The 26,506-nt window shown below is 35.3% G+C and carries 27 protein-coding genes; 11 read left to right on the plus strand and 16 right to left on the minus strand.

Features of this window, described 5'->3' with window-relative positions; all coding sequences use genetic code 11:
• The first annotated feature begins 9 nt into the window (after window positions 1-9).
• Both bshC and EKM02_RS10905 read left to right on the plus strand, forming a co-directional pair.
• Entirely contained in the window at window positions 10-1,653 is a 1,644-nt protein-coding gene (gene bshC, locus EKM02_RS10900; RefSeq protein WP_126455066.1) for a bacillithiol biosynthesis cysteine-adding enzyme BshC, read from the plus strand.
• Between the two features lie 85 nt (window positions 1,654-1,738).
• Window positions 1,739-2,158, plus strand: coding sequence for a nucleoside-diphosphate kinase (locus EKM02_RS10905; RefSeq protein WP_126455068.1), 420 nt, complete (start codon window positions 1,739-1,741; stop codon window positions 2,156-2,158).
• A gap of 129 nt (window positions 2,159-2,287) precedes the next feature.
• On the opposite strand, the gene EKM02_RS10910 is transcribed toward EKM02_RS10905, so the two are convergent.
• Both EKM02_RS10910 and EKM02_RS10915 read right to left on the minus strand, forming a co-directional pair.
• Window positions 2,288-2,584, minus strand: coding sequence for a DUF721 domain-containing protein (locus EKM02_RS10910; protein ID WP_126455070.1), 297 nt, complete (start codon window positions 2,582-2,584; stop codon window positions 2,288-2,290).
• Complete coding sequence (locus tag EKM02_RS10915; RefSeq protein ID WP_126455073.1) at window positions 2,565-3,008, minus strand: hypothetical protein; 444 nt, start codon at window positions 3,006-3,008, stop codon at window positions 2,565-2,567. Before EKM02_RS10915 ends, EKM02_RS10910 begins: the two co-directional genes overlap by 20 nt.
• 439 nt (window positions 3,009-3,447) lie before the next feature.
• Between EKM02_RS10915 and EKM02_RS10920 the strand changes: the two genes are divergently transcribed.
• A complete protein-coding gene (locus EKM02_RS10920) occupies window positions 3,448-3,654 on the plus strand; it encodes a hypothetical protein (protein WP_410503692.1) in 207 nt (68 codons plus the stop codon).
• A gap of 188 nt (window positions 3,655-3,842) precedes the next feature.
• On the opposite strand, the gene ftsY is transcribed toward EKM02_RS10920, so the two are convergent.
• The 12 genes from ftsY to EKM02_RS10980 all read right to left on the minus strand — a co-directional run bounded on the left by ftsY (window position 3,843) and on the right by EKM02_RS10980 (window position 12,232).
• The gene (gene ftsY, locus EKM02_RS10925; protein WP_126455075.1) at window positions 3,843-4,823 is read right to left on the minus strand and encodes a signal recognition particle-docking protein FtsY; all 981 of its coding nucleotides are present in this window, start codon (window positions 4,821-4,823) and stop codon (window positions 3,843-3,845) included.
• A 127-nt stretch (window positions 4,824-4,950) separates the two neighbouring features.
• Window positions 4,951-5,103, minus strand: coding sequence for a DUF4295 domain-containing protein (locus EKM02_RS10930; protein ID WP_091205215.1), 153 nt, complete (start codon window positions 5,101-5,103; stop codon window positions 4,951-4,953).
• Window positions 5,104-5,179: 76 nt separating this feature from the next.
• The gene (rpmG, locus tag EKM02_RS10935) at window positions 5,180-5,362 is read right to left on the minus strand and encodes a 50S ribosomal protein L33 (RefSeq protein ID WP_017495179.1); all 183 of its coding nucleotides are present in this window, start codon (window positions 5,360-5,362) and stop codon (window positions 5,180-5,182) included.
• A 27-nt stretch (window positions 5,363-5,389) separates the two neighbouring features.
• On the minus strand, window positions 5,390-5,626 hold the full coding sequence (rpmB, locus tag EKM02_RS10940; RefSeq protein WP_126455077.1) for a 50S ribosomal protein L28: 237 nt from the start codon (window positions 5,624-5,626) through the stop codon (window positions 5,390-5,392).
• Window positions 5,627-5,698: 72 nt separating this feature from the next.
• Window positions 5,699-6,952, minus strand: a complete 1,254-nt coding sequence (locus tag EKM02_RS10945; RefSeq protein WP_126455079.1) for a CinA family nicotinamide mononucleotide deamidase-related protein — start codon at window positions 6,950-6,952, stop codon at window positions 5,699-5,701.
• A 221-nt stretch (window positions 6,953-7,173) separates the two neighbouring features.
• A complete protein-coding gene (locus EKM02_RS10950) occupies window positions 7,174-7,518 on the minus strand; it encodes an Hpt domain-containing protein (RefSeq protein WP_126455081.1) in 345 nt (114 codons plus the stop codon).
• On the minus strand, window positions 7,518-8,129 hold the full coding sequence (locus tag EKM02_RS10955) for a fumarylacetoacetate hydrolase family protein (protein WP_126455083.1): 612 nt from the start codon (window positions 8,127-8,129) through the stop codon (window positions 7,518-7,520). Before EKM02_RS10955 ends, EKM02_RS10950 begins: the two co-directional genes overlap by 1 nt.
• Window positions 8,130-8,212: 83 nt before the next feature.
• Window positions 8,213-8,983 carry a 3'-5' exonuclease gene (locus EKM02_RS10960; RefSeq protein WP_126455085.1) on the minus strand — a complete coding sequence of 257 codons (771 nt, stop codon included), beginning with the start codon at window positions 8,981-8,983 and terminating at the stop codon, window positions 8,213-8,215.
• A 145-nt stretch (window positions 8,984-9,128) separates the two neighbouring features.
• Window positions 9,129-10,454 carry a dihydrolipoamide acetyltransferase family protein gene (locus tag EKM02_RS10965; protein WP_126455087.1) on the minus strand — a complete coding sequence of 442 codons (1,326 nt, stop codon included), beginning with the start codon at window positions 10,452-10,454 and terminating at the stop codon, window positions 9,129-9,131.
• Window positions 10,455-10,538: 84 nt separating this feature from the next.
• Entirely contained in the window at window positions 10,539-11,696 is a 1,158-nt protein-coding gene (locus tag EKM02_RS10970; protein ID WP_126455089.1) for a glycosyltransferase family 2 protein, read from the minus strand.
• A 3-nt stretch (window positions 11,697-11,699) separates the two neighbouring features.
• Complete coding sequence (locus tag EKM02_RS10975; protein WP_126455091.1) at window positions 11,700-11,990, minus strand: type II toxin-antitoxin system RelE/ParE family toxin; 291 nt, start codon at window positions 11,988-11,990, stop codon at window positions 11,700-11,702.
• Window positions 11,990-12,232 (minus strand): hypothetical protein, encoded by a 243-nt coding sequence (locus tag EKM02_RS10980; RefSeq protein ID WP_126455093.1) that lies wholly within the window; start codon window positions 12,230-12,232, stop codon window positions 11,990-11,992. The genes EKM02_RS10975 and EKM02_RS10980 overlap by 1 nt, the downstream gene beginning before the upstream one ends.
• Window positions 12,233-12,588: 356 nt before the next feature.
• On the opposite strand from EKM02_RS10980, the gene EKM02_RS10985 reads away from it, so the two are divergent.
• Window positions 12,589-14,451 carry an ABC-F family ATP-binding cassette domain-containing protein gene (locus tag EKM02_RS10985; protein WP_126455095.1) on the plus strand — a complete coding sequence of 621 codons (1,863 nt, stop codon included), beginning with the start codon at window positions 12,589-12,591 and terminating at the stop codon, window positions 14,449-14,451.
• Window positions 14,452-15,038: 587 nt separating this feature from the next.
• Here the strand turns inward: EKM02_RS10985 and EKM02_RS10990 are convergent.
• Window positions 15,039-16,589: an SDR family NAD(P)-dependent oxidoreductase gene (locus EKM02_RS10990; protein ID WP_126455097.1), complete on the minus strand. Its 1,551-nt coding sequence runs from the start codon at window positions 16,587-16,589 to the stop codon at window positions 15,039-15,041.
• Between the two features lie 272 nt (window positions 16,590-16,861).
• Here EKM02_RS10990 and EKM02_RS10995 point away from each other — a divergent pair, with 272 nt between their 5' ends.
• Complete coding sequence (locus EKM02_RS10995; RefSeq protein WP_126455099.1) at window positions 16,862-17,641, plus strand: O-methyltransferase; 780 nt, start codon at window positions 16,862-16,864, stop codon at window positions 17,639-17,641.
• 52 nt (window positions 17,642-17,693) lie between these two features.
• On the opposite strand, the gene EKM02_RS11000 is transcribed toward EKM02_RS10995, so the two are convergent.
• On the minus strand, window positions 17,694-18,368 hold the full coding sequence (locus EKM02_RS11000) for a hypothetical protein (RefSeq protein WP_126455101.1): 675 nt from the start codon (window positions 18,366-18,368) through the stop codon (window positions 17,694-17,696).
• Window positions 18,369-18,747: 379 nt separating this feature from the next.
• Between EKM02_RS11000 and EKM02_RS11005 the strand changes: the two genes are divergently transcribed.
• The 6 genes from EKM02_RS11005 to EKM02_RS11030 all read left to right on the plus strand — a co-directional run bounded on the left by EKM02_RS11005 (window position 18,748) and on the right by EKM02_RS11030 (window position 26,360).
• Window positions 18,748-19,434, plus strand: a complete 687-nt coding sequence (locus tag EKM02_RS11005) for an ABC transporter ATP-binding protein (protein WP_126455103.1) — start codon at window positions 18,748-18,750, stop codon at window positions 19,432-19,434.
• A gap of 145 nt (window positions 19,435-19,579) precedes the next feature.
• Complete coding sequence (locus EKM02_RS11010) at window positions 19,580-20,437, plus strand: RimK family alpha-L-glutamate ligase (RefSeq protein ID WP_126455105.1); 858 nt, start codon at window positions 19,580-19,582, stop codon at window positions 20,435-20,437.
• A 43-nt stretch (window positions 20,438-20,480) separates the two neighbouring features.
• Window positions 20,481-21,050 carry a cob(I)yrinic acid a,c-diamide adenosyltransferase gene (locus tag EKM02_RS11015; protein WP_126455107.1) on the plus strand — a complete coding sequence of 190 codons (570 nt, stop codon included), beginning with the start codon at window positions 20,481-20,483 and terminating at the stop codon, window positions 21,048-21,050.
• A gap of 173 nt (window positions 21,051-21,223) precedes the next feature.
• Window positions 21,224-21,445 (plus strand): DUF2795 domain-containing protein, encoded by a 222-nt coding sequence (locus tag EKM02_RS11020; RefSeq protein WP_007138072.1) that lies wholly within the window; start codon window positions 21,224-21,226, stop codon window positions 21,443-21,445.
• Window positions 21,446-21,529: 84 nt separating this feature from the next.
• Complete coding sequence (gene secA, locus EKM02_RS11025) at window positions 21,530-24,871, plus strand: preprotein translocase subunit SecA (RefSeq protein ID WP_126455109.1); 3,342 nt, start codon at window positions 21,530-21,532, stop codon at window positions 24,869-24,871.
• Window positions 24,872-25,319: 448 nt separating this feature from the next.
• Window positions 25,320-26,360: a hypothetical protein gene (locus EKM02_RS11030; RefSeq protein WP_126455111.1), complete on the plus strand. Its 1,041-nt coding sequence runs from the start codon at window positions 25,320-25,322 to the stop codon at window positions 26,358-26,360.
• The last annotated feature ends 146 nt before the right edge of the window (window positions 26,361-26,506 follow it).

A 26,506-nucleotide genomic window follows, 5' to 3' on the forward strand; every position in this document is an offset into this window, starting at 1 on the left:
AAATTCCATATGCCAACCGACTGTATCAGCTATCAAAATTCAGGATATTTTTCTTCTTTGATGAACGATTATTTAGATCAAAAAAATAATTTACATTCTCTATACAATAGATTTCCAACGCTGGAAAACTTTGAAAAGCAAATCCTTGAAAAGCAAAATAACTTCCCCTCCCCAGCCCTCCCCGAAGGGGAGGGAGTCGAAATGGATAAAAAAATTGTCAATGACAATAAAAGAAATATTTTAGTTTCAGTCTTAAAAAAACAATATTCGGCTATTTCAACTTCTGTTTTAACAAAACAAAATATTGAAACTTTAGCCCTTCCAAATACATTTACTGTAACCACTGGCCATCAGCTAAATTTATTCAGTGGACCTTTATATTTTTTATACAAGATTATTTCGACAATTAATTTGACAACCGAATTAAAAACGAAATATCCCACCTATAATTTTGTCCCCATTTACTGGATGGCTACCGAAGACCATGATTTTGAAGAAATCAATTATTTTAATTTTAAAGGCAAAAAATTCCGTTGGAACAAAGAAAGTACAGGTCCTGTTGGACGATTGTCTACTAAAGGTTTATCCGATTTTCTAGAAGTATATGCGCTGGAATTAGGTTCCGGTACGAATGCAGATACTCTAAAAAAATTATTCAAAGACTCTTATCTGAAACACGATAATTTAGCCGATGCCACACGATTTTTGGCAAATGCATTATTTGGTGCAAATGGTTTGGTCATTTTAGATGCGGATAATTCAGACTTAAAAAGAGCTTTTATTCCATTTGCAAAAGAAGAATTACTACACCAATCCTCGCATAAATTAGTACTAGAAACTGCCGAAAAATTAAAAGAGTATACGATTCAAGTGAATCCTCGTGAAATCAATTTGTTTTATATTGAAGATAGTATCAGAGAACGCATCATCTTTGAAAATGATCGATACAAAGTAAACCATACTAAAATTGAGTTTTCTGAAACAGAAATTCTATCCCTTTTAGAAAATCATCCAGAGAAATTCAGTCCTAACGTGATTATGCGTCCGTTATATCAAGAAGTTATTCTCCCCAATTTATGCTACATTGGCGGAGGAGGAGAGATTGCCTATTGGCTAGAACTACAATCGTTTTTTGCCGCTGCAAAAGTAACTTTTCCAATACTTTTGCTTAGAAATTCCGTACTATTAGCAACCGAAAAGCAAGCTAAAAAAGCAGACAAATTAGAATTGAATTGGGAAAATTTATTTTCGAAACAGGCAAATTTAGTACCTACTAAAACCAAAGAATTATCAGATTTCCCAGTTGATTTAACACATCTCAAAATCCAATTGGAAAAACAATTTAAGGAGCTTTATGATGTTGCGACCAAAACCGATAAATCTTTTATTGGAGCGGTAAAAGCCCAGGAAACAAAACAAAACAAAGGATTAGAAAATCTGGAAAAACGATTGCTAAAAGCACAAAAAAGAAAACTAAGTGACGTTTTACAACGCATCACCTACTTGCAAAATGAGCTGTTTCCCAACCAAAGTTTACAGGAACGACAAACTAATTTTTCCGAATTTTATTTGGAATACGGAGACAATCTGATTCCTACATTAGTCAAACAACTCCAACCGCTGGATAATAAATTTGAAATTATTGTACTTTAATCAGATTACGATTATTTGAATGACTTAATTGTAAAAATATTCAATAAAAAAATGCTAATTTTGCATAAAATTAAAAAAAATAAAAATGGCTACTAATAGAACTTTTACCATGATCAAGCCGGATGCTGTTGCTAACGGAAACATCGGAAACATACTTGCAATGATTACTACGGCAGGTTTCAAAATCGTTTCTTTAAAATTGACACAATTAACTGTTGCTGATGCACAAGCTTTTTACGAAGTGCACGCTGCAAGACCTTTCTATGGTGAATTAGTTGAGTTTATGTCAAGAGGACCAATTGTTGCTGCTATTTTAGAAAAAGACAACGCTGTTGAAGATTTCAGAACTCTAATTGGAGCTACAAACCCAGCTGACGCTGCTGAAGGAACTATCCGTAAAGCATACGCAACCTCGATTGGAGAAAATGCAGTTCACGGTTCTGATAGCGATGAAAATGCAGCTATCGAAGGTGCGTTCCATTTTGCCGGAAGAGAGCAGTTCTAGTATCGGTTTTCAGTCGCAATTGACAGTTACGAATTATAATAAAATAGAAATCCCGTTTCAAAATTGAAACGGGATTTTTTTATATCAAAAATCTGAAATCTAAATTCGTTAATCAACAATCTAAAATCATTACCTTAAAACCACATCCTTCACCACATCTCGTCTTAGTTCCTCATTAATCATAGCCACAATTTTTGATTTGCCATGACTTAATTCCTCCCGTAAAACGGACGAGGTCAACTCTACACACAACGTACTTCCTTTCAAAACTACATTATTGGTATAACTGTTCACACCGTTACCCATCAAGTTTTTCCAAGCGTATTTTACGTCCATTTGATCCATTCCGGGCTGCAACTTATTTACTTGGATAATTTGTTTCAAAACATCCCCTATCGTACTTTGATTATTTAGTCTCTTTGCCATCGCCCAGTAAATTTATTGGTGTTGCTTTCTTGTAATGATATGCTGTTTTTTCTTTGTTCAGTAATACTAATTCTTCCGCTGACACTGCAATTATTTCCTCACTCCATTTCATATAAGGTGTTGAATAATCCACAAACGCCTTGTCATCTGCAAATCGAATTGAAACCTTTTCATACGCATCATTCACCATAAAAGTACCGTCCAGTTGTGGCATGACTTTCTTTCGAAACCCTTTATTCTTTTTGTCAACTTCAAAATAATCATACACTTCATTCATCTTATACTCCTTGTTTTCCCCCTTATCAAAAACAACCTTTTTAATTTCCCAATAGCCGTTTATGTTGGCAATATCAGCAGGTATAATTTCTTGCTGGCATCCCACAAAAAGGAATGCAATAAAAAGAAAGCTAAATGTATTTTTCATATAATTAATATTTTAAGGAGCTATTTCCTGCTTTTCACTTCAATCTTTTTATCCGCCTAAAAAGCGGCTAAAAAAGGATTTACGCTTCAATCAGGGCTAGGTATTTTGAAGTAACCATACTTAAATTGCATACAACAAAGTTACTCTTATTAAATTCACAGAAAACAAAAAAAGTAGAACACATTAAACTATTTTATATATCACTAACCATAAGGTAATTAGAACTAAATCAGAGCAAAATGTAAAAAATAATCTACCGTATCGTCCTCACAATATTTTGCATAAGCTACAATTCTGAAACTTCAGAACCAACGTCTACTCCAACAGATACACCCTATTTCCTTCCACTAACCGGCGCCACTTGGGTAACAAAATCTAGTATCATTCTTGTCAACGGCCGAATTGTTATGGGAAATCATTTCAATGGTCATCACGCCAATTGGAATTCAACGGTAGTTTAATACCAACAGCTCCTGCCGACATGTTTATGGCCTTAGGCAAAAACGATCAAAAAATTTATGTCATTCCGAGCAAGAAAATGCTCGTTATCAGAATGGGAGAGGTGGTAAACCTTGACAATCCAACTTTAGCTTTATCTGATTTTGATGAAATATTACAGCAGAAAACTAGTGTTTTATATCAGTAAATCTATTTGGTTTTCAAACGTTTAAGAAACCCTAAAACAAAGAAAACCAATCCCATAAGTATCAAAAAATAATACAGACTGATACTTATATCTCGAATAAGATTAGCCGTTATAAAAGAAACTATACTCCCAAAATAAAGGTATAGTGGTGGTACATTTTTTAAAGAAGAAAAATCCATAATTGTCTTTTATTTAAAGAATGAATCTACAAATTCATATTTATTAAAAACCTGAAGATCCTCAATTCCTTCTCCAACACCAATATATTTTACAGGAATTTTAAACTGATCTGAAATTCCTATCACCACACCGCCTTTGGCAGTGCCGTCAAGTTTTGTAACCGCTAAACAAGTAACCTCAGTAGCGGCAGTGAATTGTTTGGCTTGTTCAAAAGCATTCTGACCCGTTGAACCATCCAAAACTAGCAGTACATCATGTGGCGCATCTTCAACAATTTTTTGCATCACTCGTTTTACTTTGGTCAATTCGTTCATTAAATTAATTTTATTATGCAAACGACCTGCGGTATCAATGATAACGATATCCGCATTTTGCGCCACCGCGGATTGCAAGGTATCAAAAGCCACCGAAGCCGGATCACTTCCCATATCCTGACGAACAATAGGAACTCCTACTCGATCTGCCCAAATTTGCAACTGGTCAATGGCAGCGGCTCGAAAAGTATCAGCTGCGCCCAGCACAACGTTGTATCCTTGTTTTTTAAACTGAAAGGCTAATTTACCAATAGTAGTAGTTTTACCAACTCCATTTACACCCACTACCATCAAAACATACGGCTTAGTCTGAGTTGGAATTACAAACTCAGTGGCTTCACCGGAGTTAGTCTCTGATAATAAAGCCGCAATTTCTTCTCTAAGGATCAGATTGAGTTCTTCAATTCCCAGATATTTATCTGCTGCTACCCGACTTTCTATTCTTTCAATGATTTTCAAAGTCGTATTGACACCAACATCGGAAGCAACCAGAATTTCTTCTAAATTATCCAGGACTTCCTCATCCACTTTTGACTTTCCGGCAACCGCTTTGGTTAACTTAGAAAAGAAATTTGTTTTTGATTTTTCAAGACCTTTATCTAATGTTTGCTTCGCCTGTTCGGTTAGGCTCGGGTCTTTTTTGTCTGCTGAAAATATTCTTTTGAAAAAACTCATTGTGTAAATAGTATTAAGAATGAAGTATTTAAGTCCAAAGAACAAATACAATTTCTAATGGTAAATATAGAAAATAAAAAAGCTACTTCCGAATGAAAGTAGCTTTTCTATATACTGCTGTTGTAAATTATTTCTTTTTCAAGAATTCATCAACTGATTCTGGAGTCATAATAGATTCTACGAATGTATATGCACCTGTTTTTGGAGATTTCACCATTTTGATGGCTTTTGATAATCTCTTAGAAGATGTCTGTAACGATGCTACGGTTTTCTTTGCCATGATTCAAATGTTATTTAAATTTAAATAAAATCTCTAAATGTGACCATTTCTAGATTTCTATTAAAATCTCTAATTATTATTTAATTTCTTTGTGAACAGTTACTCTTTTCAAGATTGGATTAAATTTTTTAATCTCTAATCTGTCTGGAGTATTTTTTTTGTTCTTTGTTGTTATGTATCTTGAAGTCCCTGCAACACCTGATGTTTTGTGTTCAGTACATTCTAAAATTACCTGGATTCTATTACCTTTCTTTGCCATCTTGCTATTTTTTTATTTTGGAAGGGATTATTTAATAAATCCTTCTGCTTTTGCTTTTTTCAAAACTGCAGCGATTCCATTTTTATTAATTGTTTTTACCGTAGATGCAGCTACTCGTAGAGTAATCCATCTATCTTCTTCTGGAAGATAAAAACGCTTTTTAACTAAGTTTACAGAAAATTTTCTCTTAGTTTTGTTCATAGCGTGAGAAACGTTATTTCCTACCATCGCTCTTTTACCTGTAAGGTCACAAACTCTTGACATTATACTTATCTTTTATCGTTATTCAAAATCAGGGTGCAAAGAAAAGAAAAATAAACCTATTAAGCAACATATTTACTGCACATTTTTTAAAATTTCTTTCTGTACTAGTTCTAAACTTTTTATTACCGCTCTATCTATCACTTTTTCACGGGGTTGACCAAAATTGAATTCTTCAACAATTACTTCCTTTGGTGTTGCTATTGCAATAAAAACAGTGCCAATTTCTGCATCTGAGTTGCCTTTTGTTGGTCCGGCATTTCCTGTTGTCGCAATTGCATAATCCGTATTCATTCTCTTTTTTATGCTCAAAGCCATTGCAGAAGCTACCTCCTTACTGACTGCGGAATATTCCTTTATCAGACTTTCCGGAATACCCAAAACATCTATTTTAGCCTGGGTTGAGTACGAAACTACACTTCCTGCAAAATAATTGGAAGCACCGGCAACAGCACTTAAAAGCGTTGCTATTTTACCTCCTGTACAACTCTCGGCTGTGGCTATGGTTTTGTTTTGTTGGGTCAAAAGTTTCCCTACTGCAACTTCAATCGTTTCGTCTTCATCATAACCAACGATGATATCATGAATAATTGCGTCCAGCAAGTTCACATTTTCAAGTAGCGCAGTCTCTAATTTATTTTTATCTGTACCACGTGCCGAAAGACGCAATCGTACGCGTCCCGGAGCAGGCAAATAAGCCAGCTTAATAAATTTAGGAAGGTTATTTTCCCAGTCTTCGATGCGCTCTGCCACCAGACTTTCGCCCTGACCATAGGTCAGAATTGTTTTATGAATTATATAAGGACGTTCATATTCTCGGACTACTTTTGGAATGATTTCATGTTCAACCAAATATTTCATTTCATAGGGAACTCCAGGAAGCGAAATAAAAACAGTGTTTTCCTTTTTCATCCACATTCCTGGTGCCGTACCCAACTGATTGTGAAGCACCGTACATTTTGAAGGAACCAGCGCCTGATCTTTATTGATTTGCGTAATGGTTCGCTTATAAAAACCTTCTATAAGTTGCGTGACATGAGCTAACACTTTTTGATCAACAACTAATTCATCTTCAAAGTAATCACAAAATGTTTTCTTGGTAATATCATCTTTTGTTGGTCCTAGACCTCCAGTTATAATAACCAAATCGACTTTGTTTTGAAGTGCTGTAAACGTATCAAAAATGTGTTTTTTATCATCACTAATCGAAATCATTTCGTTGATTTCAACACCAATTTTATCTAACGATTTGGCTATAAAACCAGAATTTGTATCGACAATTTGGCCTATTAAAATTTCGTCACCTATGGTAACTATGGTTGCTTTCATTTTTTTTGGTGCTGCTTATTTTGTAAAACTGTATTTAAAAAAGGAAAGTGTAAATTGGCAGATTCCTTTTTTTGCGTGAGGGATAATAGTGAAAATCCTCCCGTTTTTCCCGGAGATTACTTCACCTAACAATTATTTCAATAGGAGTTCAGTGAACTTCGTTTGCAACGGATAGCCCGACCACGCTGTAACGTAAGTGAAAGCGTGGTCACACCCAAATTTTACAAATCAAAGTCTTTTTTAATTTCTTTAATGGCTTCTTTCACCTGATTTTTTACACTCTTAAACGTTTCCTTGATTTCTTTCTTTTTACCTTCAGTCTTTGTCCAGGCTTCAACTTGAAGAATTTCTTCAAAAGCAACATTAAGTCCCATCAAATCCAGGGTTGGCTTTATTTTGTGTGCATAAGCATAGGCATGCTTGTGGTCTTTCTTTTTTATTCCTTCTTTAATTTGCTCTAGATCTGCCGGAACTTCAGTCACAAACAAAGTCAGAATTTCATTTACAAATTCAGGGTCGTTGTCCGACAGTGCGTACACTTTTGACAGGTTGTAGTTTATTGCCATTATTTTACTTGTATTCTAAATAGTTGTTGTCCTTCTAAAAATCCTTCTAAAACGTCCTCCGGCTTTACCGCTGCCACTCCCTCCGGGGTTCCTGTAAAAATGATATCGCCAATTTTTAATGTGAAAAACCGAGAAACGTATGAAATCAGCTCATCAATTTTCCAGAGCATCAAACTCGAATTACTCATTTGAACCGTTTCATTATTTTTCTTTAATTCAAAAGTAATATTTTCTACGGAACTAAATTGATTTTTTAATACAAATTCACCTATAACTGCCGAGCCATCAAATGCTTTGGCTTTTTCCCAAGGCAGCCCTTTTGCTTTTAATTTGTCTTGTAAATCCCGAGCGGTGAAATCGATTCCCACACTAATTTCGTCATAATATTTATGAGCAAACTTAGGCTCGATGTATTTCCCTACTTTACTTATCTTGACTATAATTTCGATTTCGTGGTGCACCTCTTCCGAAAATTCCGGGATTACAAACGGATGTTGTTTTAATAAAACGGCTGAATCCGGTTTCATGAAAACCACAGGTTCCGTGGGCCGCTCGTTTTGTAATTCCTCTATGTGATTGGTATAATTCCTACCGATACAGATTATTTTCATAACTTGGGTTTTGGGTTTTGGGTTTTGGGTTTTGGGTTTTGGGTTTTCTTATCCCCAACACCTAATACCCAATACACTAAAACCTATTTTGTATTCAGTTTTCGTAGTTTAATTGCCGTTAAAACTTTCTTGGTGTACAACGGAAAATCGGCGTTTTGAATCCAACTGAAATAACCGGGCTCTGTTTCCAGAATTTTACCCACTTTGACTCCTTTGTGTTTTCCAAAAGTAAAAATCTCCTCCTCATCCTTATCAAAAGCAATCATTCCTGCGAAATCAGCAATTTTCTTTCTTGTTGTAAACTCGGACAATAATTTCATATCGTTTTCAAGTTCCGGATAGCGATCCAGTTGCGCTTTCAGAATCTCGTAAGTTGCCATGGTATCTGCTTCTGCAGAGTGTGCATTTTCAAGCGTTTTTCCACAATAAAATTTGTGAGCTGCGCTCAATGTGCGCTCTTCCATTTTATGAAAAACGGTTTGCACATCAACAGAAACCCTTCCTTTCATATCAAAATCTACTCCGGCACGTAGCATTTCTTCAGCCAATAACGGAATATCAAAACGATCCGAATTAAATCCAGCTAAATCACTGTCTTTAATCATATTATACACTTGAGTCGCCAGTTCGTTAAAAGTAGGTTCATTGGCCACTTTTTCATCAGTAATACCATGAACAGCGGTAGTTTGTGCTGGAATTGGAATCGTTGGATTAACTAACCACGTTTTACTTTCCTTGTTTCCGTTTGGAAAAACTTTGAATATTGAGATTTCAACAATTCTGTCTTTTCCGATGTCAATTCCTGTGGTTTCAAGATCGAAAAAGCAAATTGGTTTATTGAGTTTGAGTTCCATTTTTAAATTTTGTGTGGATACAAATATAGAAATTTAGGTTTAATTTCGTTCAAAGTTCAAGGCTTAAAGTTGAAGAAAAACTCAAAAAAAAGAAAACCCGATTGATTTTCAAAAATCAATCGGGTTTTTATGATCTGTAAAACTTTTAAAGATCTCTGTTTACATCAAAGGCTTCTAAGTATTCAGCGACTCTTTTTACAAAACTGCCTCCTAAAGCTCCATCTACCACTCGATGATCATAGCTGTGTGACAAAAACATTTTCTGACGAATTCCAATAAAATCACCTTCTGGAGTTTCGATTACTGCCGGCATTTTACGGATTGCTCCAAGGGCTAAAATACCCACTTGAGGCTGATTTAAAATTGGCGTACCAAAAACACTTCCAAAAGTTCCCACATTAGTAACCGTATAGGTTCCGCCTTGAGTATCGTCCGGTTTTAGTTTTCCAGCTTTTGCACGACCTCCTAAATCATTGACCGCTTTAGCCATTCCAACTAAATTTAACTGATCCGCATTTTTAATAACGGGAACAATTAAATTTCCGTTTGGTAACGAAGCAGCCATTCCTAAGTTGATGTTTTTCTTCTTGATAATATAATCGCCATCCACAGAAATATTCATTCCCGGAAAATCTTTTATCGCTTTAGCAACCGCTTCCATGAAAATTGGCGTATACGTCAACTTCTCCCCTTCTCTTTTTTCGAAAGCAACTTTATTTTTCTCTCTCCATTTTACAATATTTGTCACATCAACTTCGATAAACGATTGTACATGAGCCGAAGTTTGTACAGAAGCGACCATGTATCCCGCAATTAGCTTGCGCATTCTGTCCATTTCTATAATTTCATCACCACCGCTTACGGATACCGGAGCTGCTTTTTGAGCTGCTGGAACTGCAACCGATTTTTGAACTGCTGCCACCGGAACTACAAAAGCAGGCTGACTCGTTCTGTTTTTTACATACTCTAAAATATCATTTTTAGTCACTCTTCCCTCTTTTCCTGTTCCCGAAATTGCTGCTAATTCAGCCACAGAAACTCCTTCTTCTTTAGCAATATTTTTTACCAAAGGCGATAAGAATTTTTCAGATTCCGAGTAATCGGAAGACAAATCTGCCGGAGTCGCAACACTTTCGTTGGATCCTGAAGCTTCGGGATTAACCATTTTTGTTACTTCAGCAATACCCTCAGGAGCTACAGTTTCTTTAACAATTGGCACAAGCACTCCATCTTCAGTCTCAATAATAGCAATAGTTTGCCCTACCTGAACTAAATCATCTTTACCAAACAGTTGTTCTACTAAAATTCCCGAAACTTCGCTTGGCACTTCACTGTCTACTTTATCAGTAGCAATTTCAAGTACTGCTTCATCCGCTTCAATATTGTCGCCAACTTCTTTTAACCAGTTTGTAATGGTTGCTTCTGCAACGCTTTCTCCCATTTTTGGAAGTTTTAATTCAAATCTTGCCATATTGTTAACCTAAAAGGTGATATTGATTTTCAGTTTGCGAAATTACTAAATATTTCAAACATAAATTACATTAAATGTAATTTTTTACTCTATTTCTATAATCTCACCTCTCTCATTACTATTATTACTTCCTATCAAAAAATTAGCGTTTTTTGGTATAATTTTAAAGGTAAATCCTTTATTCCTTGAAGATTCGAGAATTGCGATACATTTTTTGAAAGAAATGAATTCGTTATCTAAAATAATTTCTGCACCTATTTTACTTTTAACAGCAGACGAAATTACTATTTTTTCTGTTTTCAAATCGTGAAACAGGACTTTTTTTTGCAAAACCAAATGGAGCTTATCTGCTAATTTTTGGTTAGCTGAATACAAAAGATATGATTTTGGAATGATTTTTATTCCTGGTTTCCCTTGAAACATTTTCGCCAAAGAAAAAAAGACAATCCCAATTTTCATAAAAAGGGAGAAAAATAAAGCACTTTTAAAATGCTTTTTGTAGAAGAAATTCATCGCTTCCTGAAACCGTTTCATATACGTTTCATCCTTAACCGTACTTTCTCCTTTGTAGTGAATTGCGGTCGTTTCATGGAAATAATAATTGAATCTTCCTTCTTTCAGGACTCGATACGACAAATCAATATCGTCAGAATACATAAAACAATCTTCATCAAATCCGGCTACTTCAAGATACAAATCTCTTTTCATAACCATAAAAGCACCCACAAGAATGGCTACTTTTCCGGTTTGGTTTTCACTTAAATGTTGCGCATAATACTTCCCGAATGTTCCAGAAAATAATTTGTATAAACCTGTGATTTTGGTAAAAGCGACCCAAGGTGTCGGAACGCCACGTTTGCTTTCGGGCAGAAATCTTCCGGTTCCATCGATGAGTTTACAACCCACAATTCCTAAATCCGATTGTTTTTGGGCGAAAGCCAATACTTTCATAAACGTATCTTCGGCAACAACAGTATCGGGATTCAGAACGCAAATGTATTCGCCTTGCGCTTGGGCTACCCCAATGTTATTGCCTTTGGGAAAGCCAATATTTTCTTTGTTTTGAATGAGTTTTACGTTAGGAAAAAGCTTTTGCATCATTGCACAACTGTCATCCGAAGAATTGTTATCAATTACAATAATTTCGCCGTCAATGGTTTCTAATGCGTTTTGAACGCTTAAAACACAGAGCTCCAGAAAATAGCGAACGTTGTAATTGAGAATGATGACGGATAGTTGCAAAGCTTATTGTTTTAGTTTTTTGGGATTTTGTTTCGTGTTGAAAATTCTCAAAACTACAACACTTTCTTTCTCTACGGAATAAATAATTTTAAAACTCCAAATGGCCACAAATCTAACTTTTTGGATATTAATTATTGGCTCAACCGGAAATTTATAAGGAAAATTCGGCAGAGAATTTGCCAAATCATAAATTTCATTAAATACTAAAATAGCATTTTGAGGACTTTCTTTTTTTATGTACTTATAAATAGCTTCTAGTTCATTTGATGCTTTTTTACTCCAAAGCACCCTCATTAACCTAGAATTTTTTTTCTGACATCTTCACTAGAATAGGTTTCTAACTTTCCTTCATTCAATTGATGTAAAGCCTCATGAATGTCTTTAGTATATTCTTTTTCAGAAATTGGGTTTCCATCTGCGTCATAACCAACTATATTTTCTTCATCAAGAAGTTTTGCTATTTTACTAAGAATCTTATTGTCGTTAATACTTAAGATTCTTTGCGTGATGCTGATTTTTAAAGTCTCCGTTTTCATGATACAAATTTTTAACCACTCAAATTTACGTCATTTTATTGAAAATTAAAAAAAACATGTTTCTCCACTAGCCCCGATGGAAGGGAAAATCCTTTTTATTCTTTAAAAACTAAAAGAGTACTTCACTAAGTTAATATTTTCATCGGTGTTCAGTGAATTTCATTTAGAATGAAAGCTGGACCTTTAGTTCCAACTAAAACCAAGTCATTCGCTCCTAAAAAACAGGTTATCATGTTTAGTTTTAACATTACTTAAACGATAAAACTTGAAACCTAATATAAATGAATTACTTTTGCAAAAAAGTTATGTTTAGTAATGCAGGCATCTCTTATAATTTATAACTCATACCCTACAAAGTGAATTACTTATCTGTCGAAAATATCTCTAAATCTTTTGGAGAAAGAACACTTTTTGAAAACATTTCTTTTGGAATTAGTAAAGACCAAAAAATCGCCTTCATTGCCAAAAATGGCTCTGGAAAAACGACTATCATGAGCATCATTAACGGTTTGGAAGAATCAGATACCGGACAAGTTGTACTCAGAAAAGGTATCAAAATGGCCTTCCTTTCGCAAAATAACAATTTGCAGGAAGAATTGACGATTGAAGAAAGCATTTTCGCATCGGATAATGAGACTTTGAAAGTGATTGAAGCGTATGAAAAAGCATTAGAAAATCCGGAAGACGAAGAAGCCTACCAAAAAGCTTTTGACGGAATGGATCAGCACAATGCGTGGGACTTTGAAACACAATACAAGCAAATTCTGTTCAAACTGAAGTTGGAAGATTTCAAACTGAAAGTAAAAAATCTTTCTGGTGGACAGAAAAAAAGACTTTCATTAGCTATTATTTTGATCAATCGTCCCGATTTATTAATTCTGGATGAGCCTACTAACCACTTGGATTTAGAGATGATTGAATGGCTGGAAAGCTATTTTACTAAAGAAAATATTACGTTGTTTATGGTAACGCACGACCGTTTCTTCTTGGAGCGTGTTTGTAACGAAATCATTGAACTGGATAACGGAAAATTATACCAATACAAAGGAAATTACTCGTATTATTTAGAGAAAAAAGAGGAACGCATTGCATCAGAAAATTCGAGTGTGGATAAAGCACAGAATCTTTTTGTAAAAGAACTGGAATGGATGCGCCGTCAGCCAAAAGCGAGAACGACCAAATCTAAATCCCGTCAAGATGATTTTTATGACATAAAGGAAAAAGCACAAAGTCGCCGTCGTGAAAATAAAGTGGAGCTTGAAATTAACATGGAACGCATGGGAAGCAAGATTATCGAGCTTCACAAAATTTCCAAGAAATTCAAGGATCATGTCATTATGGATAATTTCAGTTTTGATTTTCAACGTGGCGAACGCATTGGAATCATTGGGAAAAACGGAACTGGTAAATCTACTTTCTTGAATTTATTGACCGGAAACGTTTCCCTTGATAGCGGTAAAGTGGTGATTGGTGAAACGATAAAAGTGGGTTACTACACACAAAGCGGAATAAACCCAAAACCGGGTCAACGTGTGATTGATGTAATTAAGGAATATGGAGAATTCATTCCATTGATGAAAGGAAAATTGATTTCGGCTTCACAATTGTTAGAGCGTTTCTTGTTTGATGCTAAAAAACAATACGATTTCGTGGATAGATTGAGTGGTGGAGAATTGAAACGTTTGTACTTGTGTACGGTTTTGATTCAGAATCCAAATTTCTTGATTCTGGATGAGCCTACGAATGATTTGGATATTGTGACACTGAATGTTTTGGAAAGTTTCCTTTTGGACTATCCGGGTTGCCTTTTAGTGGTTTCTCATGATAGGTATTTCATGGATAAAATTGTGGATCACTTATTCATTTTTAGAGGACAAGGTGTAGTGGAAGATTTTCCTGGAAACTATTCTGATTTTAGAGCTTATGAAGACAGTGCTGATGTTGCTCAAAAAGAGGAAAACAAAGCGGATAAGAAAGACTGGAAACAAAATAATCCAACCGGAAACCTGACGTTCAACGAGCAAAAAGAATTCCAGAAAACCGAGAAAGAAATCAAAGATTTAGAGTTTCAGAAAATAGCTATTGAGCAATTATTCTCAGATGGGAAAATTGCTGACACTGATATTGAAAAAAAAGCGAACGAATTGAAAAACATCATCAATAAAATTGAAGAGAAAGAGGAGAGATGGTTTGAACTGAGCGCGAAGATAGAAGGCTAGAGTGATTGCGAGGCACGAAGCAATCCCATTTGTTGCTCTCGTTATGTGATTGCTTCGTGCCTCGCAATGACAAAACTGACTAATTATCAATACACAACCCTAATATTTTTAGTGGTAACGCTAGAAATGTTGGGGTTGTGTTTTTTTTAGAAAAAACAGTGATTACAAATTAGTAAGAAATATTAGAATTAATAAAAAGTCCATTTGATGCTCTGTAGTTTTATTTTCACAGCTATCCGAAAGTTTTAATAAAAATCAAAAATTCCCTTCCTAGCTCATCTAAACAGGCTCTAAGTATTTTATTACCCTGAAAAAAGTCTGGTTTAAATATAATTTCAGATTTTTTCCTTATTTTTTTGCAGCCCCGCTCTTCAAAGCATACAATAGTTCTTGATTATGCTGCGCAAATGTCTCTGACTTTGCGCCCGCTCTTCAAAGCATACAATAGTTCTTGATTATGCTGCGCAAATGTCTCTGACTTTGCGCTCACAATAGTAATCACAAAAAAACCACAACAAATTTAATTCTGTTGTGGTTCTTTTATTTTTAACCATTTTTAATTCCTCCTTCGGGGGTTAGGGGGATTTCTACCAAGGAATCGGATTGTAATCTTTCAAAAACTTCCCGCACCAATGTTTTCCTGTATTAATACCGTCAAACAACGGATCCATAACCCGTGCTGCGCCATCTACAATATCCAATGGCGGTTGAAAATCCTCTTCTTCCTGTTTTCTTTTGGCTAATTCTGCAGGATCTTCGTCGGTTACCCAGCCGGTATCAACCGCATTCATAAAAATGCCGTCTTTTGCTAAAGTTCCTGAGGAAGTATGTGTCAGCATATTCAAAGCAGCTTTGGCCATATTGGTATGTGGATGACGGTCTTCTTTGAAAAAGCGATGAAACTTCCCTTCCATCGCCGACACATTAATGATGTGTTTTTTTCCAGTGTTCTCTTTCTTCATCACTTCCGAAAGGCGGTTACATAATACAAAAGGCGCCACGGAATTTACCAGTTGCACTTCGATCATTTCTGTGGTTTCTATTTGTCCCAAACGTAAACGCCAGCTGTTGGTTTTTCTCAAATCGACTTGCTGTAAATCGGCATCAAGTTCCCCTTCCGGGAAAACTTCATTTGCCACCAAAGCATTATCAAACGAATACGGAATTTGAGACAATTTAGCGGAAGCCCGCAACCCAATTCCAGGTTCTGGTCCGTGCCAAGTCACCGGCATATTCTGATTGGAGGAAGCCCCTGCTGTCAAAACTTTTAATTCATCCAGACAATTCGTATGATCCAGTAATAATTCTTGTGCCTGTTGCGGCAAAGAACCGATAGAACGCTCCTCATTTTCCATTAGATGCGTATAAAATCCCGCAGGACGCCTCACCGTTTGCGCTGCATTATTAATCAGAATATCCAAACGCTCATACTTTTGCTCTATAAAATTGCAGAAAATCTCTACACTTGGAATGTGTCGCAAATCCAATCCGTGAATTTTCAAACGATGTCCCCAATCCATGAAATCGTCTTCCTTAGAAAAACGCAATGCGGAATCCACCGGAAAGCGAGTCGTTGCAATAACGGTTGCTCCACCACGCAACAACATCAATGTAATGTGATATCCAATTTTTAGACGAGAACCTGTGATAACGGCAACTTGCCCATTTACATCTGCGGTTTGAAAACGTTTGGCATAATTAAAATCGCCACAATCGGTACACATTGTATCGTAAAAGTGGTGCATTTTAGTAAACTCCGTTTTACACACGTAACAGTTTCGTGGAGTTTCCAGTTCCAATTGTTCTTTGTTCACAAGATCATTGTAAGCCAAAAGTTTTGGCGCCATAAAAACACTTGCTTCACGCGCATGGCGGATTCCGGTTACCTTACGGGCGGTTCTGTCACGCTTTTCCATTTTGCGTTTAGCAGCCACTTTACCGTCTTTTTTTCTCCGAGAAAGCTCGTCACGATCGGGTCTGGAAAACATACCTGCCGCTTTGATTAAAGCGGTGCGTTGCTCTTTTGGAATATCAAATATTTGATCCGTATCCGTATTCAATTGTGCTAAAATAGCGATGCAGCGGTCAATTTCTTCAGAGCTTATCGTAGTTTTATGTTCTATTTGTTCAATCATCATCGTAAAAAAAATGGATATTATTCTTGTGTAAATTCCAAGGGCGCAAAGATAGCCTTTTTAAAGTCGTAATGTTTCGAAGCAATACAGTCGGAAGTCGAAGCGCAAAGATGATAGAATTGTATTTTGACTTTCGACTATTATCTTACTATCTTCGCACCCACAATGTTCTTTCACCAAGATGCACGAAGCAACCGCAAAGATTCACAAAATTGAAAAACTCAGTGTATCTTCGTGTTTTCTCTCTGAGAATCTCTGTGTAACAAAAAAGTTTCATGCTGTTTCAAATCAAATCGTATTTACAATTCCTTTGGCACTCAAAAAATGAGCATGCGGTGCATTCGCCATTTGTGTTTACTTTATTGACGAGATGCTTTTATGATAAAAAATCAAAACCGGAATATACGATTTTAAGAAAATATAGAAACTCGCTTTTAGCAAATAATAATACCATTGAAGTCACTGATTTTGGTGCGGGTTCCAAAGTGTTTAAATCGAATTCCAGAGTAATTGCCAAGATTGCCAAAACAGCAGGAATTTCTCCCAAGCGAGCTGAATTACTTTTTAGAATCACCAATTATTTTCAACCGGACTCTATTTTAGAAATTGGAACTTCATTGGGATTGGCGACTTCTGCCCTAGCTTTAGGCAATTCAAAAGTCCAAATAATCACTTTAGAAGGTTGTCCTGAAACCGCTAGACAAGCTCAATTGCAATTTAAAAAATTCAATTTCAATACTATATGTTCCGAAATAACAGAGTTCAATGCTTATCTGCAAAACTGTACACTGAACACTGAACACTTTTCTTTAATTTACTTCGACGGCAATCACTCCAAGAAAGCAACATTAGACTATTTTGAAGTATTACTTCCTACCATTACGAACGAAACCCTTTGGATATTCGATGACATTCACTGGTCGCCAGAAATGGAACAAGCTTGGGAAATTATAAAAAACCATCCCAAAGTAACGGTAACAATTGACACATTTCAGTGGGGATTGGTATTATTTAGGAGAGAACAACCAAAAGAACATTTTGTGATTCGAACCTAAAAAAAGTGACAGCCATTGCTGACTGCCATTTTCAATATCGAATAACTACTTTTTATTCTTTAGCTTTTTTCATTTCTCCAGATTTTGCTCCCATTCTGTTTAGCGTATAAATTGGTGCAAATTTTAATTTTAAACCCGAAATTTTTCTGTTAGCATCCACTGAAAGTCCTTCTTTTTCAACTGTATTTTTTCTACTGTCCAATGCTTCATACATCAATTTGATTTCGTCCCAGTCTTCACGAGAATACTTATCTTTATTCGTTTCAACAGCATCTACAAATTGCTGGTACACGCTAAGAATATTGTCTTTATCCACCCAAGCAAAACTCATATCCTCACCCACTTTCCCTTCACCAAATAAAGCGTTCCTCATTTGTTGTTTTGAGTTTGCAGCAGCGGCGGCTTTATCTTGAGCCTCTATTTCGGCTTCGTATTTTGCTTTCAAAGCCTCGTATTTAGCATTTGCTTCATCAAGGTATTTCTGCGCCTCCGCATTGTCTTTCATATTTCCCAATGCTGCCTTTGCATCACCACTTTTTAATTGATACGTAGCTTCAATTCCTCGCCAGTTTGCTTTAGCATCCTCGGAAGAAACATTCCCTAATGAATCCACATACATCACATAAGAATCCACTATTTTCTCCGCTTGCTCTGTTTTTTCATCTTTACAGGAGGCAAATCCTAAAGCGACTACCGCTATTCCTAACACCATTTTTGTACTTTTCATAACTTCTTGATTTGATTAATACTTTTAACAAAAATAAGTAATATTATTATATTATCAATTATAACCAAAAAATGTTATAAATAATTAAAATAATTATGAAATAAATACCAATAAAGTGTAAATTATACAAATTTATACTATAATAACATAAAATTTAAGAGAATGATTTAACGTATTAAAAAATACATTTACCAAGAAAATAGAAAAAAACGCAAGTGCTTCATTAATAAAAAATTATCTGACCGCATAAATCTAAGCTCAAAATGTAACAAATTAAAAAAACATCTACTTATTAATAATTCAAAAGTCTTTTGTACTTTTAAAATCTAATTTAATAGCACCCTACGCACCGTCGAAGGTCAAAAAATCATACATTCTAATGGCAAACCCGCTAATCAAAATAACCAATATCAAACGAGATTTTGTGCTTGGAAATGAAATTGTATATGTTCTCAAAGGCATTGATTTAGAAATAAATAAAGGCGAGTACGTAGCATTAATGGGACCTTCAGGATCCGGAAAATCTACCTTAATGAATTTATTAGGTTGCTTAGACACGCCAACTTCTGGTAGTTACATCCTGAATGGGAAGGATGTCAGCCAGATGAAAGATGATGAATTAGCCGAAATTCGCAATAAAGAAATAGGATTTGTTTTCCAAACTTTCAATCTTTTGCCCAGAACAACCGCACTAGACAATGTAGCTTTACCCATGATTTATGCCGGTTTCTCTAAATCTGATAGAAATAAACGCGCCACGGAAGTTTTAGAACAAGTAAATCTTGCTGACAGAATGGATCACCAACCCAACCAACTTTCAGGAGGTCAACGCCAGCGGGTGGCAATTGCACGTGCCTTGGTCAATAAGCCGTCCATCATTTTAGCGGATGAACCTACAGGAAATTTAGACAGCAAAACCTCTCTTGAAATCATGAAACTTTTTGGAGACATCCATACCAATGGGAACACCGTTATTTTAGTAACGCACGAAGAAGAAATTGCCGCGTATGCGCATCGAATTATACGATTGCGTGACGGAATTATTGAAAGCGATACGACCAAATAATTTTTTTTAGGAGCTTTTTCCGGCTATACGCTTGTATCTCTTTCTTTTTTAAAAAGAAAAAAGAAACAGGATACCGCTTCTATCCTGGCTAAAAAATCCCACTCACAAATATCTTTTAAACCCCAAATAAAAACTAGTACCTAAAATGAATATCGCCATACTAACCTGCCAAAAACTTCCCGATTTAAATCCTGAAGATCAAAAAATAATTCCTGCACTAGCCAAACATAATATTAACGCCAAAGCGGTGATTTGGAGTGACAAAACCATTAACTGGACTGATTTTGATTACCTAATTTTTCGCAATACTTGGGATTATTTCGAAAAAGAAACCGAATTTAATATTTGGCTCCACCAAATAGAAAAACTGGGTATCAAAACACTTAACCCGATTGAAATAATCAAACAAAACATACACAAGTTTTATTTGCGTGAAATGCAAAAGCAAGGAATCACAATATTACCAACCGTATTTATTGACAAAACAGGCACTCTGAATCTAGCTGAACACCTACCTTCCCATTGGGAAAAAGCAGTCATAAAACCTGCATTTTCGGCAGGATCGTATCTCACTGAAGTTTTTGAAACATCAGATAGTGAAGAAATAAACCAGAAATATGCGACCATAGCTGCAGAGAAAGAATTGCTGTTACAGGAATTTATGCCGGAGATTCAAACTCTAGGTGAAACTTCATTTATCTTTTTCAATAAAAAATTCTCTCATGCGGTAAACAAAAAACCCGTTGATGGAGATTTTAGAGTACAGTCCCTATTTGGTGGTATCTATAATTTGGTACATCCCAGTTCAGAATTGATTGAAAAAGCACAAAAAGTTGTTGATACTTTTCAAGAGAACTTACTGTACGCCAGGGTAGATGGGATACTGATTGATAATGAACTTTATTTAATGGAAATTGAATGCATTGAACCTGATTTATATTTCAATTTAAGTGAAGGTTCACTGGAACGATTTGTTACGGCAATAGTGGAATTAATACAGTAAATTTGTTTCCATCAAACAAATTACAAATTAACACAAACCTTGGATGAAAGTATATACAAAGACTGGTGATAAAGGAACCACGGCACTTTTTGGCGGAACCAGAGTCCCAAAAGATCACGCACGAATAGAAAGTTATGGTACGGTAGACGAATTGAATTCTCACATTGGACTAATCCGAGATCAGGAGATGAATTCCCATTACAAAGAAATTCTAATCGAGATTCAGGATCGTTTGTTTACAGTAGGCGCTATATTAGCAACGCCACCGGAAAAAGAAGTACTGAAAAACGGCGAACTTCGTTTGAAAAAACTCGGAATAATTGAATCAGATATTGAACTGTTGGAAAATGAAATTGACAGCATGGAAGAAGCCTTACCACCCATGACTCATTTCGTACTTCCTGGCGGACATACAACCGTGTCATATTGTCATATAGCACGTTGCGTATGCCGTAGAGCGGAGCGTTTAGCAGTTCATTTAAGCCACAACGAACCGGTTGCAGAAATCGCAATAAAGTACCTGAACCGACTTTCTGACTACCTTTTTGTGTTGGCACGAAAGTTGTCTCATGATCTGAAAGCTACGGAAGTTCAATGGATTCCTAGAAAATAATTTGCAGCATTTAAGGTTTTTTCAGTTGTATTTATAGTGAAAAAATGCAAACTTTTTAACCGCAAAATTTAAATCAAAAAAAACGTTCTTAACTTTTTATTAAAATAAATGATTTTTTACTTGTCTTTTTCAGTAAAAAATTTATTTTTGCACAAAACTAAACAGACAACAAGATGTATTGGACATTAGAATTAGCATCCTATCTAAGTGATGCACCGTGGCCTGCTAACAAAGACGAACTTATTGACTACGCTATTAGAGCAGGAGCTCCATTAGAAGTAGTAGAAAACCTTCAGTCTATAGAAGATGAAGGCGAGATATATGAATCAATGGAAGAAATTTGGCCAGATTATCCTACAGACGAAGATTATCTTTGGAATGAGGATGAATATTAAAAAGTAAACCAAGAAAAAGTCTCTAAAGAGGCTTTTTTTTTGTTTAAATTTACAGAATTACACAAACAGAAATAAAAACATATTATGAGTTTTATAAATAGTATTATCAAAGTCTTTGTTGGGGATAAATCTCAAAAAGATGTGAAAGCTTTACAGCCGTATCTTAACAAAATTAAAACTTTTGAAACTCCTCTAATGGCATTGTCTAATGATGAGCTTAGAGCGCGTACTGCATTTTTCAAAGAAAAAATAAAACAAGACCGTTCTGAAAAAGATGCTAAAATTAGTGCTCTGAAAGTAGAAGTTGAAAGTATTGAAGATATCGACAAACGAGAAGATATTTACGTCGCTATTGATGCGCTGGAAAAAGAGGCTTATGATATTTCGGAAAAAACGTTGTTAGAAATTCTTCCGGAAGCTTTTGCTGTAGTCAAAGAAACGGCTAGACGTTTCAAAGACAGTACACAAGTAATTGTAACTGCCACTGCAAAAGACCGTGAAATTTCGGCAACAAAAAGCTATATAACTCTAGATGGAGACACTGCGATCTGGGCAAATTCTTGGAGTGCTGCGGGTAAAGAAATTACTTGGGACATGATTCACTATGACGTACAATTAATTGGCGGAATGGTTTTACATGAAGGAAAAGTAGCTGAAATGCAAACAGGTGAAGGAAAAACATTAGTGGCAACTTTGCCGCTTTACTTAAATGCATTGACAGGAAACGGAGTACATCTAGTGACTGTCAACGATTATTTGGCAAAAAGAGATAGTACATGGAAAGCACCTTTATTTGAATTTCATGGTATGTCAGTAGAATGTATTGACAATTATCAGCCAAGCTCAGAAGGACGAAAAAAAGCATACGATGCTGATATCACGTACGGAACCAATAATGAGTTTGGTTTTGACTACTTGAGAGATAATATGGCACATTCTCCAGAAGATTTAGTGCAAAGAAAACACAATTATGCGATTGTCGATGAAGTCGATTCTGTTTTGATTGATGATGCAAGAACACCATTAATTATCTCAGGTCCAGTTCCTCAGGGAGATCGCCATGAGTTTAACGAATTGAAACCGAAAATTGAAAATTTGGTTAGTTTACAACGTCAATTGGCAAACGGCTTCCTATCTGAAGCTAAAAAATTAATAAAAGAAGGAAATACCAAAGATGGTGGATTCCAATTGTTAAGAGCCTACCGAGCATTACCAAAAAATAAAGCATTGATTAAATTTTTGAGTGAAGAAGGAATTAGACAATTGCTTCAAAAAACCGAAAATCAATACATGCAGGATAACAAAAGAGAAATGCACAAGATTGATGAGGCTTTGTATTTTGTTATTGAAGAAAAAAACAATCAGGTAGAACTGTCTGACAATGGTATCCAATTCCTTTCCGGAGATACTGATTCTGACTTTTTTGTACTTCCGGACATTGGAACCGAAATTGCCGCTATCGAAAAAAGAAAACTTGATAAAGATGCAGAAGCGGAAGAGAAGGAAAAATTATTTCAAGATTTCGGAATCAAAAGTGAGCGCATCCACACCCTGACACAACTTTTGAAAGCATACGCTTTATTCGAAAAAGATGTAGAATATGTAATCATGGACAACAAAATCATGATTGTTGATGAGCAAACGGGACGTATCATGGACGGTCGTCGGTATTCTGACGGTTTACACCAAGCCATTGAAGCCAAAGAAAATGTAAAAATTGAAGCAGCAACACAAACATTTGCAACAGTTACATTACAGAATTACTTCAGAATGTACAACAAACTGGGAGGAATGACAGGAACAGCCTCTACTGAAGCAGGTGAGTTGTGGCAAATATACAAACTGGACGTGGTAGAGATTCCTACGAACAGACCAATGGCCAGAAAAGATAAAGAAGATTTTATTTATAAAACTACTCGTGAAAAATTCAATGCCGTAATCGAAGACGTTTCAGAATTATCTAAAGCAGGGAGACCGGTTCTTATTGGCACAACTTCAGTAGAGATTTCAGAATTGTTAAGCCGAATGTTGAAAATGAGAGGTGTTGCACACAATGTCTTGAATGCAAAAATGCACAAACAAGAAGCGCAAATTGTTGAAGAAGCAGGGAAACCTGGTGTGGTAACAATTGCAACAAACATGGCGGGTCGTGGTACCGATATTAAATTATCTGCCGAAGTGAAAGCCGCAGGTGGATTAGCAATTGTAGGTACGGAACGTCATGATTCGCGTCGTGTAGACCGTCAGTTACGTGGTCGTGCAGGACGTCAGGGTGATCCTGGAAGTTCTCAGTTTTATGTTTCTCTTGAAGACAACCTCATGCGTTTGTTTGGTTCTGAAAGAGTGGCAAAAGTTATGGACCGAATGGGATTGCAGGAAGGCGAAGTGATTCAGCATTCCATGATGACTAAATCGATCGAACGTGCCCAGAAAAAAGTAGAAGAAAATAACTTTGGTGTTCGTAAGCGTTTACTGGAATATGATGATGTCATGAATGCGCAACGTGAAGTAGTGTACAAACGCCGTCGTCATGCCTTGTTTGGAGAGCGATTGAAATTGGATATTGCCAACATGCTGTATGACACCTGCGAACTTATTATTGATCAAAACAAAGCGACTAATAATTTCAAAAACTTTGAGTTTGAGTTAATTCGTTATTTCTCTATTACATCACCGGTTACTGAAAGTGAGTTCATAAAACTCAGCGAAATGGAATTAACAGGTAAAGTGTACAAAGCTACATTAGAATATTACACCGAAAAAACAGTACGAAGCGCGAGAGAAGCATTTCCTATTATAAAAAATGTTTACGAAGACAAAAACAACCAATTTGAACGCATTGTAGTTCCATTTACAGATGGAATCAAATCGTTGAATGTAGTTACTGATCTGAAAAAAGCCTACGAAACTGAAGGAGCTCAACTTGTTGCTGATTTTGAAAAAAATATTACCTTATCTATTGTAGATGAAGCTTGGAAAAAACACTTGCGCAAAATGGATGAGTTGAAACAATCGGTACAACTTGCGGTTCACGAACAAAAAGATCCATTACTTATTTACAAACTCGAGGCGTTCAATTTGTTTAGAGCCATGATAGACAATGTAAATAAAGAAGTGATTTCGTTCTTGTTCAAAGGGGATTTACCGGCTCAAGAAAACCAACAAATTCAAGAAGCGAAAGAAGTACGTCAACAAGACGATTATCAATTGAGCAAAGACGAGATTGTGAGTAGCGAAGCAGCCAACCGTGAGGCCGGACAAACCCAACAACGTCAAGTAACCGAAACGATTGTGCGCGATATGCCAAAAATTAATCGTAATGACAACGTAACTATTCAAAACGTGGCTAACGGACAAACACAAGAAATGAAATACAAAAAAGCAGAGAGTCTAATCGCTTCAGGACAATGGGTTATCGTGAACTAATAACCGTTTCGATACCTTAAATTAAATTCCTCAATTACGAAAGTAGTTGGGGAATTTTTTTTATCCTGAATTTATTTCAGGATCTAATTTCTGGAGCCATTCCCGCCCTACGCTGCAAGCTATTTGGTTTCAAACCCTTTTTCTAGCCGCTGTCAGTAGCTTCCTCTGGCCGCTCTGCCACCACCAGAAAAAGTAGTTTTCAACCGGCATAGGCTTTCCGCTGCTGTCTGGGCTACGGATTATGCGATAAATAACTCCGTTTACGGTTTCCCGTAACAATCCTAAAAGCAAAGAATATATCTTTGAAAATAAATGAATAGCTGTTTCGTTTTTATAAGTATTTTCAGTGATTTATTTATATATTTGAAAATAAATAAAATCTAATGTTTATCAAACATATAGACTAGTTAGCTGATATTTTACCGCCGAACACTTAAAAACAAACAATATGAAACAAAATATTTTAACATTATTATTTTTAACTTCTTTAATAATTTCAAGTTGTTCTAATAATAAAAATTCTCTTAATGATTATAACCTTCAAGGTAAAGTAAGAAAAATCAATGTAAACACATTTGAAACAAAAATTGAATTTGGCAAATACGAAATTGGAGATAAAAATTTCAGTGGAAATTACTCAAGTCAATTTAATGAATTTGGAAATATAATTGAATATGTAGATTATGATAGGGATGATAATATTAATGCAAGACAAGTTATAAATTACGATAAAAATAAAATTATTTCCAGTACAGCAAATTATGATTCTGAAGGTAATTTAAAATTAAAATTTAAACAATATAAAGATTCAAAAGACAGAGTAATAAAGTCAGTTGCATATAATCCAGAAGGAAATATTGAAAACACTTATATTTTTGAGTTTTTGGATTCAGGCCAAAAAGTTAATGGTAGATTTTTAAATAATAAAGGTAAAGTTAGTTATTCTTGGACAAATGAATTTGAAGATGATTATTTAAAAACTCAAATTGGTTTTGACTCGATTGGAAAAGTAGAAACTAAAACAACATTTGAAAGAAATGAAAAAAATGATGTGTCGGTATTAAAAGTTTATGATTCAAGAAATAAATTAATAGAGAAAACAAAATATACTTATGAATATGATTCAAAAAAAAATTGGATTCAACAAAAAATTACAGATAAAAATAGCAAGGTGACTTATATTGTAAAAAGAAAAATCTTTTATTACGACGATGATGTAGAAGAACTAAATTCTGAAAATATAATTGGAATATGGAAAAATAATAATCGTGATAATTGGACTGAATTTAAAAAAGACGGAACTTATGACGTAGGTTATAATGAAAACATTAACGATTATGGAAAGTGGGAAATAAATAATGAACAAAAAACTTTAACCTTAAAATCGGAAAAGAATAATTCTAAAAAATATTCATACTCATTTGAAGAGCAAAAATTAATTCTTTCAGACTTGGATGGAAAAGATAAAACAATTTTCGAAAAAAGATAACAACAAAAATATGTCATCAAAACAATTTATAGAAAATTTCAATAAGTCAATTACGATTTAAACCAGATAGCGCATTCTATGATAAAAAACAAGCGATATTTTAAAAATTAGCAGGCAAATTTATATGTATTTATGTATGGGGTTTG

The organism is Flavobacterium sp. RSP49 (genome assembly GCF_003968735.1).
Classification (GTDB): Bacteria; Bacteroidota; Bacteroidia; order Flavobacteriales; family Flavobacteriaceae; genus Flavobacterium.

Excerpts from the sequence above, each read along its gene's own strand:
- EKM02_RS10955 (WP_126455083.1), bottom strand. The coding sequence starts at position 8,129 with ATGAAAATAATCTGTATCGGTAGGAATTATACCAATCACATAGAGGAA.
- EKM02_RS10960 (WP_126455085.1), bottom strand. The coding sequence starts at position 8,983 with ATGGAACTCAAACTCAATAAACCAATTTGCTTTTTCGATCTTGAAACC.
- EKM02_RS10910 (WP_126455070.1), bottom strand. The coding sequence starts at position 2,584 with ATGGCAAAGAGACTAAATAATCAAAGTACGATAGGGGATGTTTTGAAA.
- EKM02_RS10945 (WP_126455079.1), bottom strand. The coding sequence starts at position 6,952 with ATGAAAGCAACCATAGTTACCATAGGTGACGAAATTTTAATAGGCCAA.
- EKM02_RS10950 (WP_126455081.1), bottom strand. The coding sequence starts at position 7,518 with ATGGCAATAAACTACAACCTGTCAAAAGTGTACGCACTGTCGGACAAC.
- EKM02_RS10975 (WP_126455091.1), bottom strand. The coding sequence starts at position 11,990 with ATGAGGGTGCTTTGGAGTAAAAAAGCATCAAATGAACTAGAAGCTATT.
- rpmB (WP_126455077.1), bottom strand. The coding sequence starts at position 5,626 with ATGTCAAGAGTTTGTGACCTTACAGGTAAAAGAGCGATGGTAGGAAAT.
- EKM02_RS10980 (WP_126455093.1), bottom strand. The coding sequence starts at position 12,232 with ATGAAAACGGAGACTTTAAAAATCAGCATCACGCAAAGAATCTTAAGT.
- EKM02_RS11000 (WP_126455101.1), bottom strand. The coding sequence starts at position 18,368 with ATGAAAAGTACAAAAATGGTGTTAGGAATAGCGGTAGTCGCTTTAGGA.
- EKM02_RS10930 (WP_091205215.1), bottom strand. The coding sequence starts at position 5,103 with ATGGCAAAGAAAACCGTAGCATCGTTACAGACATCTTCTAAGAGATTA.
- EKM02_RS11015 (WP_126455107.1), top strand. The coding sequence starts at position 20,481 with ATGAAAGTATATACAAAGACTGGTGATAAAGGAACCACGGCACTTTTT.
- EKM02_RS10990 (WP_126455097.1), bottom strand. The coding sequence starts at position 16,589 with ATGATGATTGAACAAATAGAACATAAAACTACGATAAGCTCTGAAGAA.
- EKM02_RS10915 (WP_126455073.1), bottom strand. The coding sequence starts at position 3,008 with ATGAAAAATACATTTAGCTTTCTTTTTATTGCATTCCTTTTTGTGGGA.
- EKM02_RS10905 (WP_126455068.1), top strand. The coding sequence starts at position 1,739 with ATGGCTACTAATAGAACTTTTACCATGATCAAGCCGGATGCTGTTGCT.
- EKM02_RS10965 (WP_126455087.1), bottom strand. The coding sequence starts at position 10,454 with ATGGCAAGATTTGAATTAAAACTTCCAAAAATGGGAGAAAGCGTTGCA.
- rpmG (WP_017495179.1), bottom strand. The coding sequence starts at position 5,362 with ATGGCAAAGAAAGGTAATAGAATCCAGGTAATTTTAGAATGTACTGAA.
- EKM02_RS11030 (WP_126455111.1), top strand. The coding sequence starts at position 25,320 with ATGAAACAAAATATTTTAACATTATTATTTTTAACTTCTTTAATAATT.
- ftsY (WP_126455075.1), bottom strand. The coding sequence starts at position 4,823 with ATGAGTTTTTTCAAAAGAATATTTTCAGCAGACAAAAAAGACCCGAGC.
- EKM02_RS11010 (WP_126455105.1), top strand. The coding sequence starts at position 19,580 with ATGAATATCGCCATACTAACCTGCCAAAAACTTCCCGATTTAAATCCT.
- EKM02_RS10995 (WP_126455099.1), top strand. The coding sequence starts at position 16,862 with ATGCTGTTTCAAATCAAATCGTATTTACAATTCCTTTGGCACTCAAAA.
- EKM02_RS11005 (WP_126455103.1), top strand. The coding sequence starts at position 18,748 with ATGGCAAACCCGCTAATCAAAATAACCAATATCAAACGAGATTTTGTG.
- EKM02_RS11020 (WP_007138072.1), top strand. The coding sequence starts at position 21,224 with ATGTATTGGACATTAGAATTAGCATCCTATCTAAGTGATGCACCGTGG.
- secA (WP_126455109.1), top strand. The coding sequence starts at position 21,530 with ATGAGTTTTATAAATAGTATTATCAAAGTCTTTGTTGGGGATAAATCT.
- bshC (WP_126455066.1), top strand. The coding sequence starts at position 10 with ATGCCAACCGACTGTATCAGCTATCAAAATTCAGGATATTTTTCTTCT.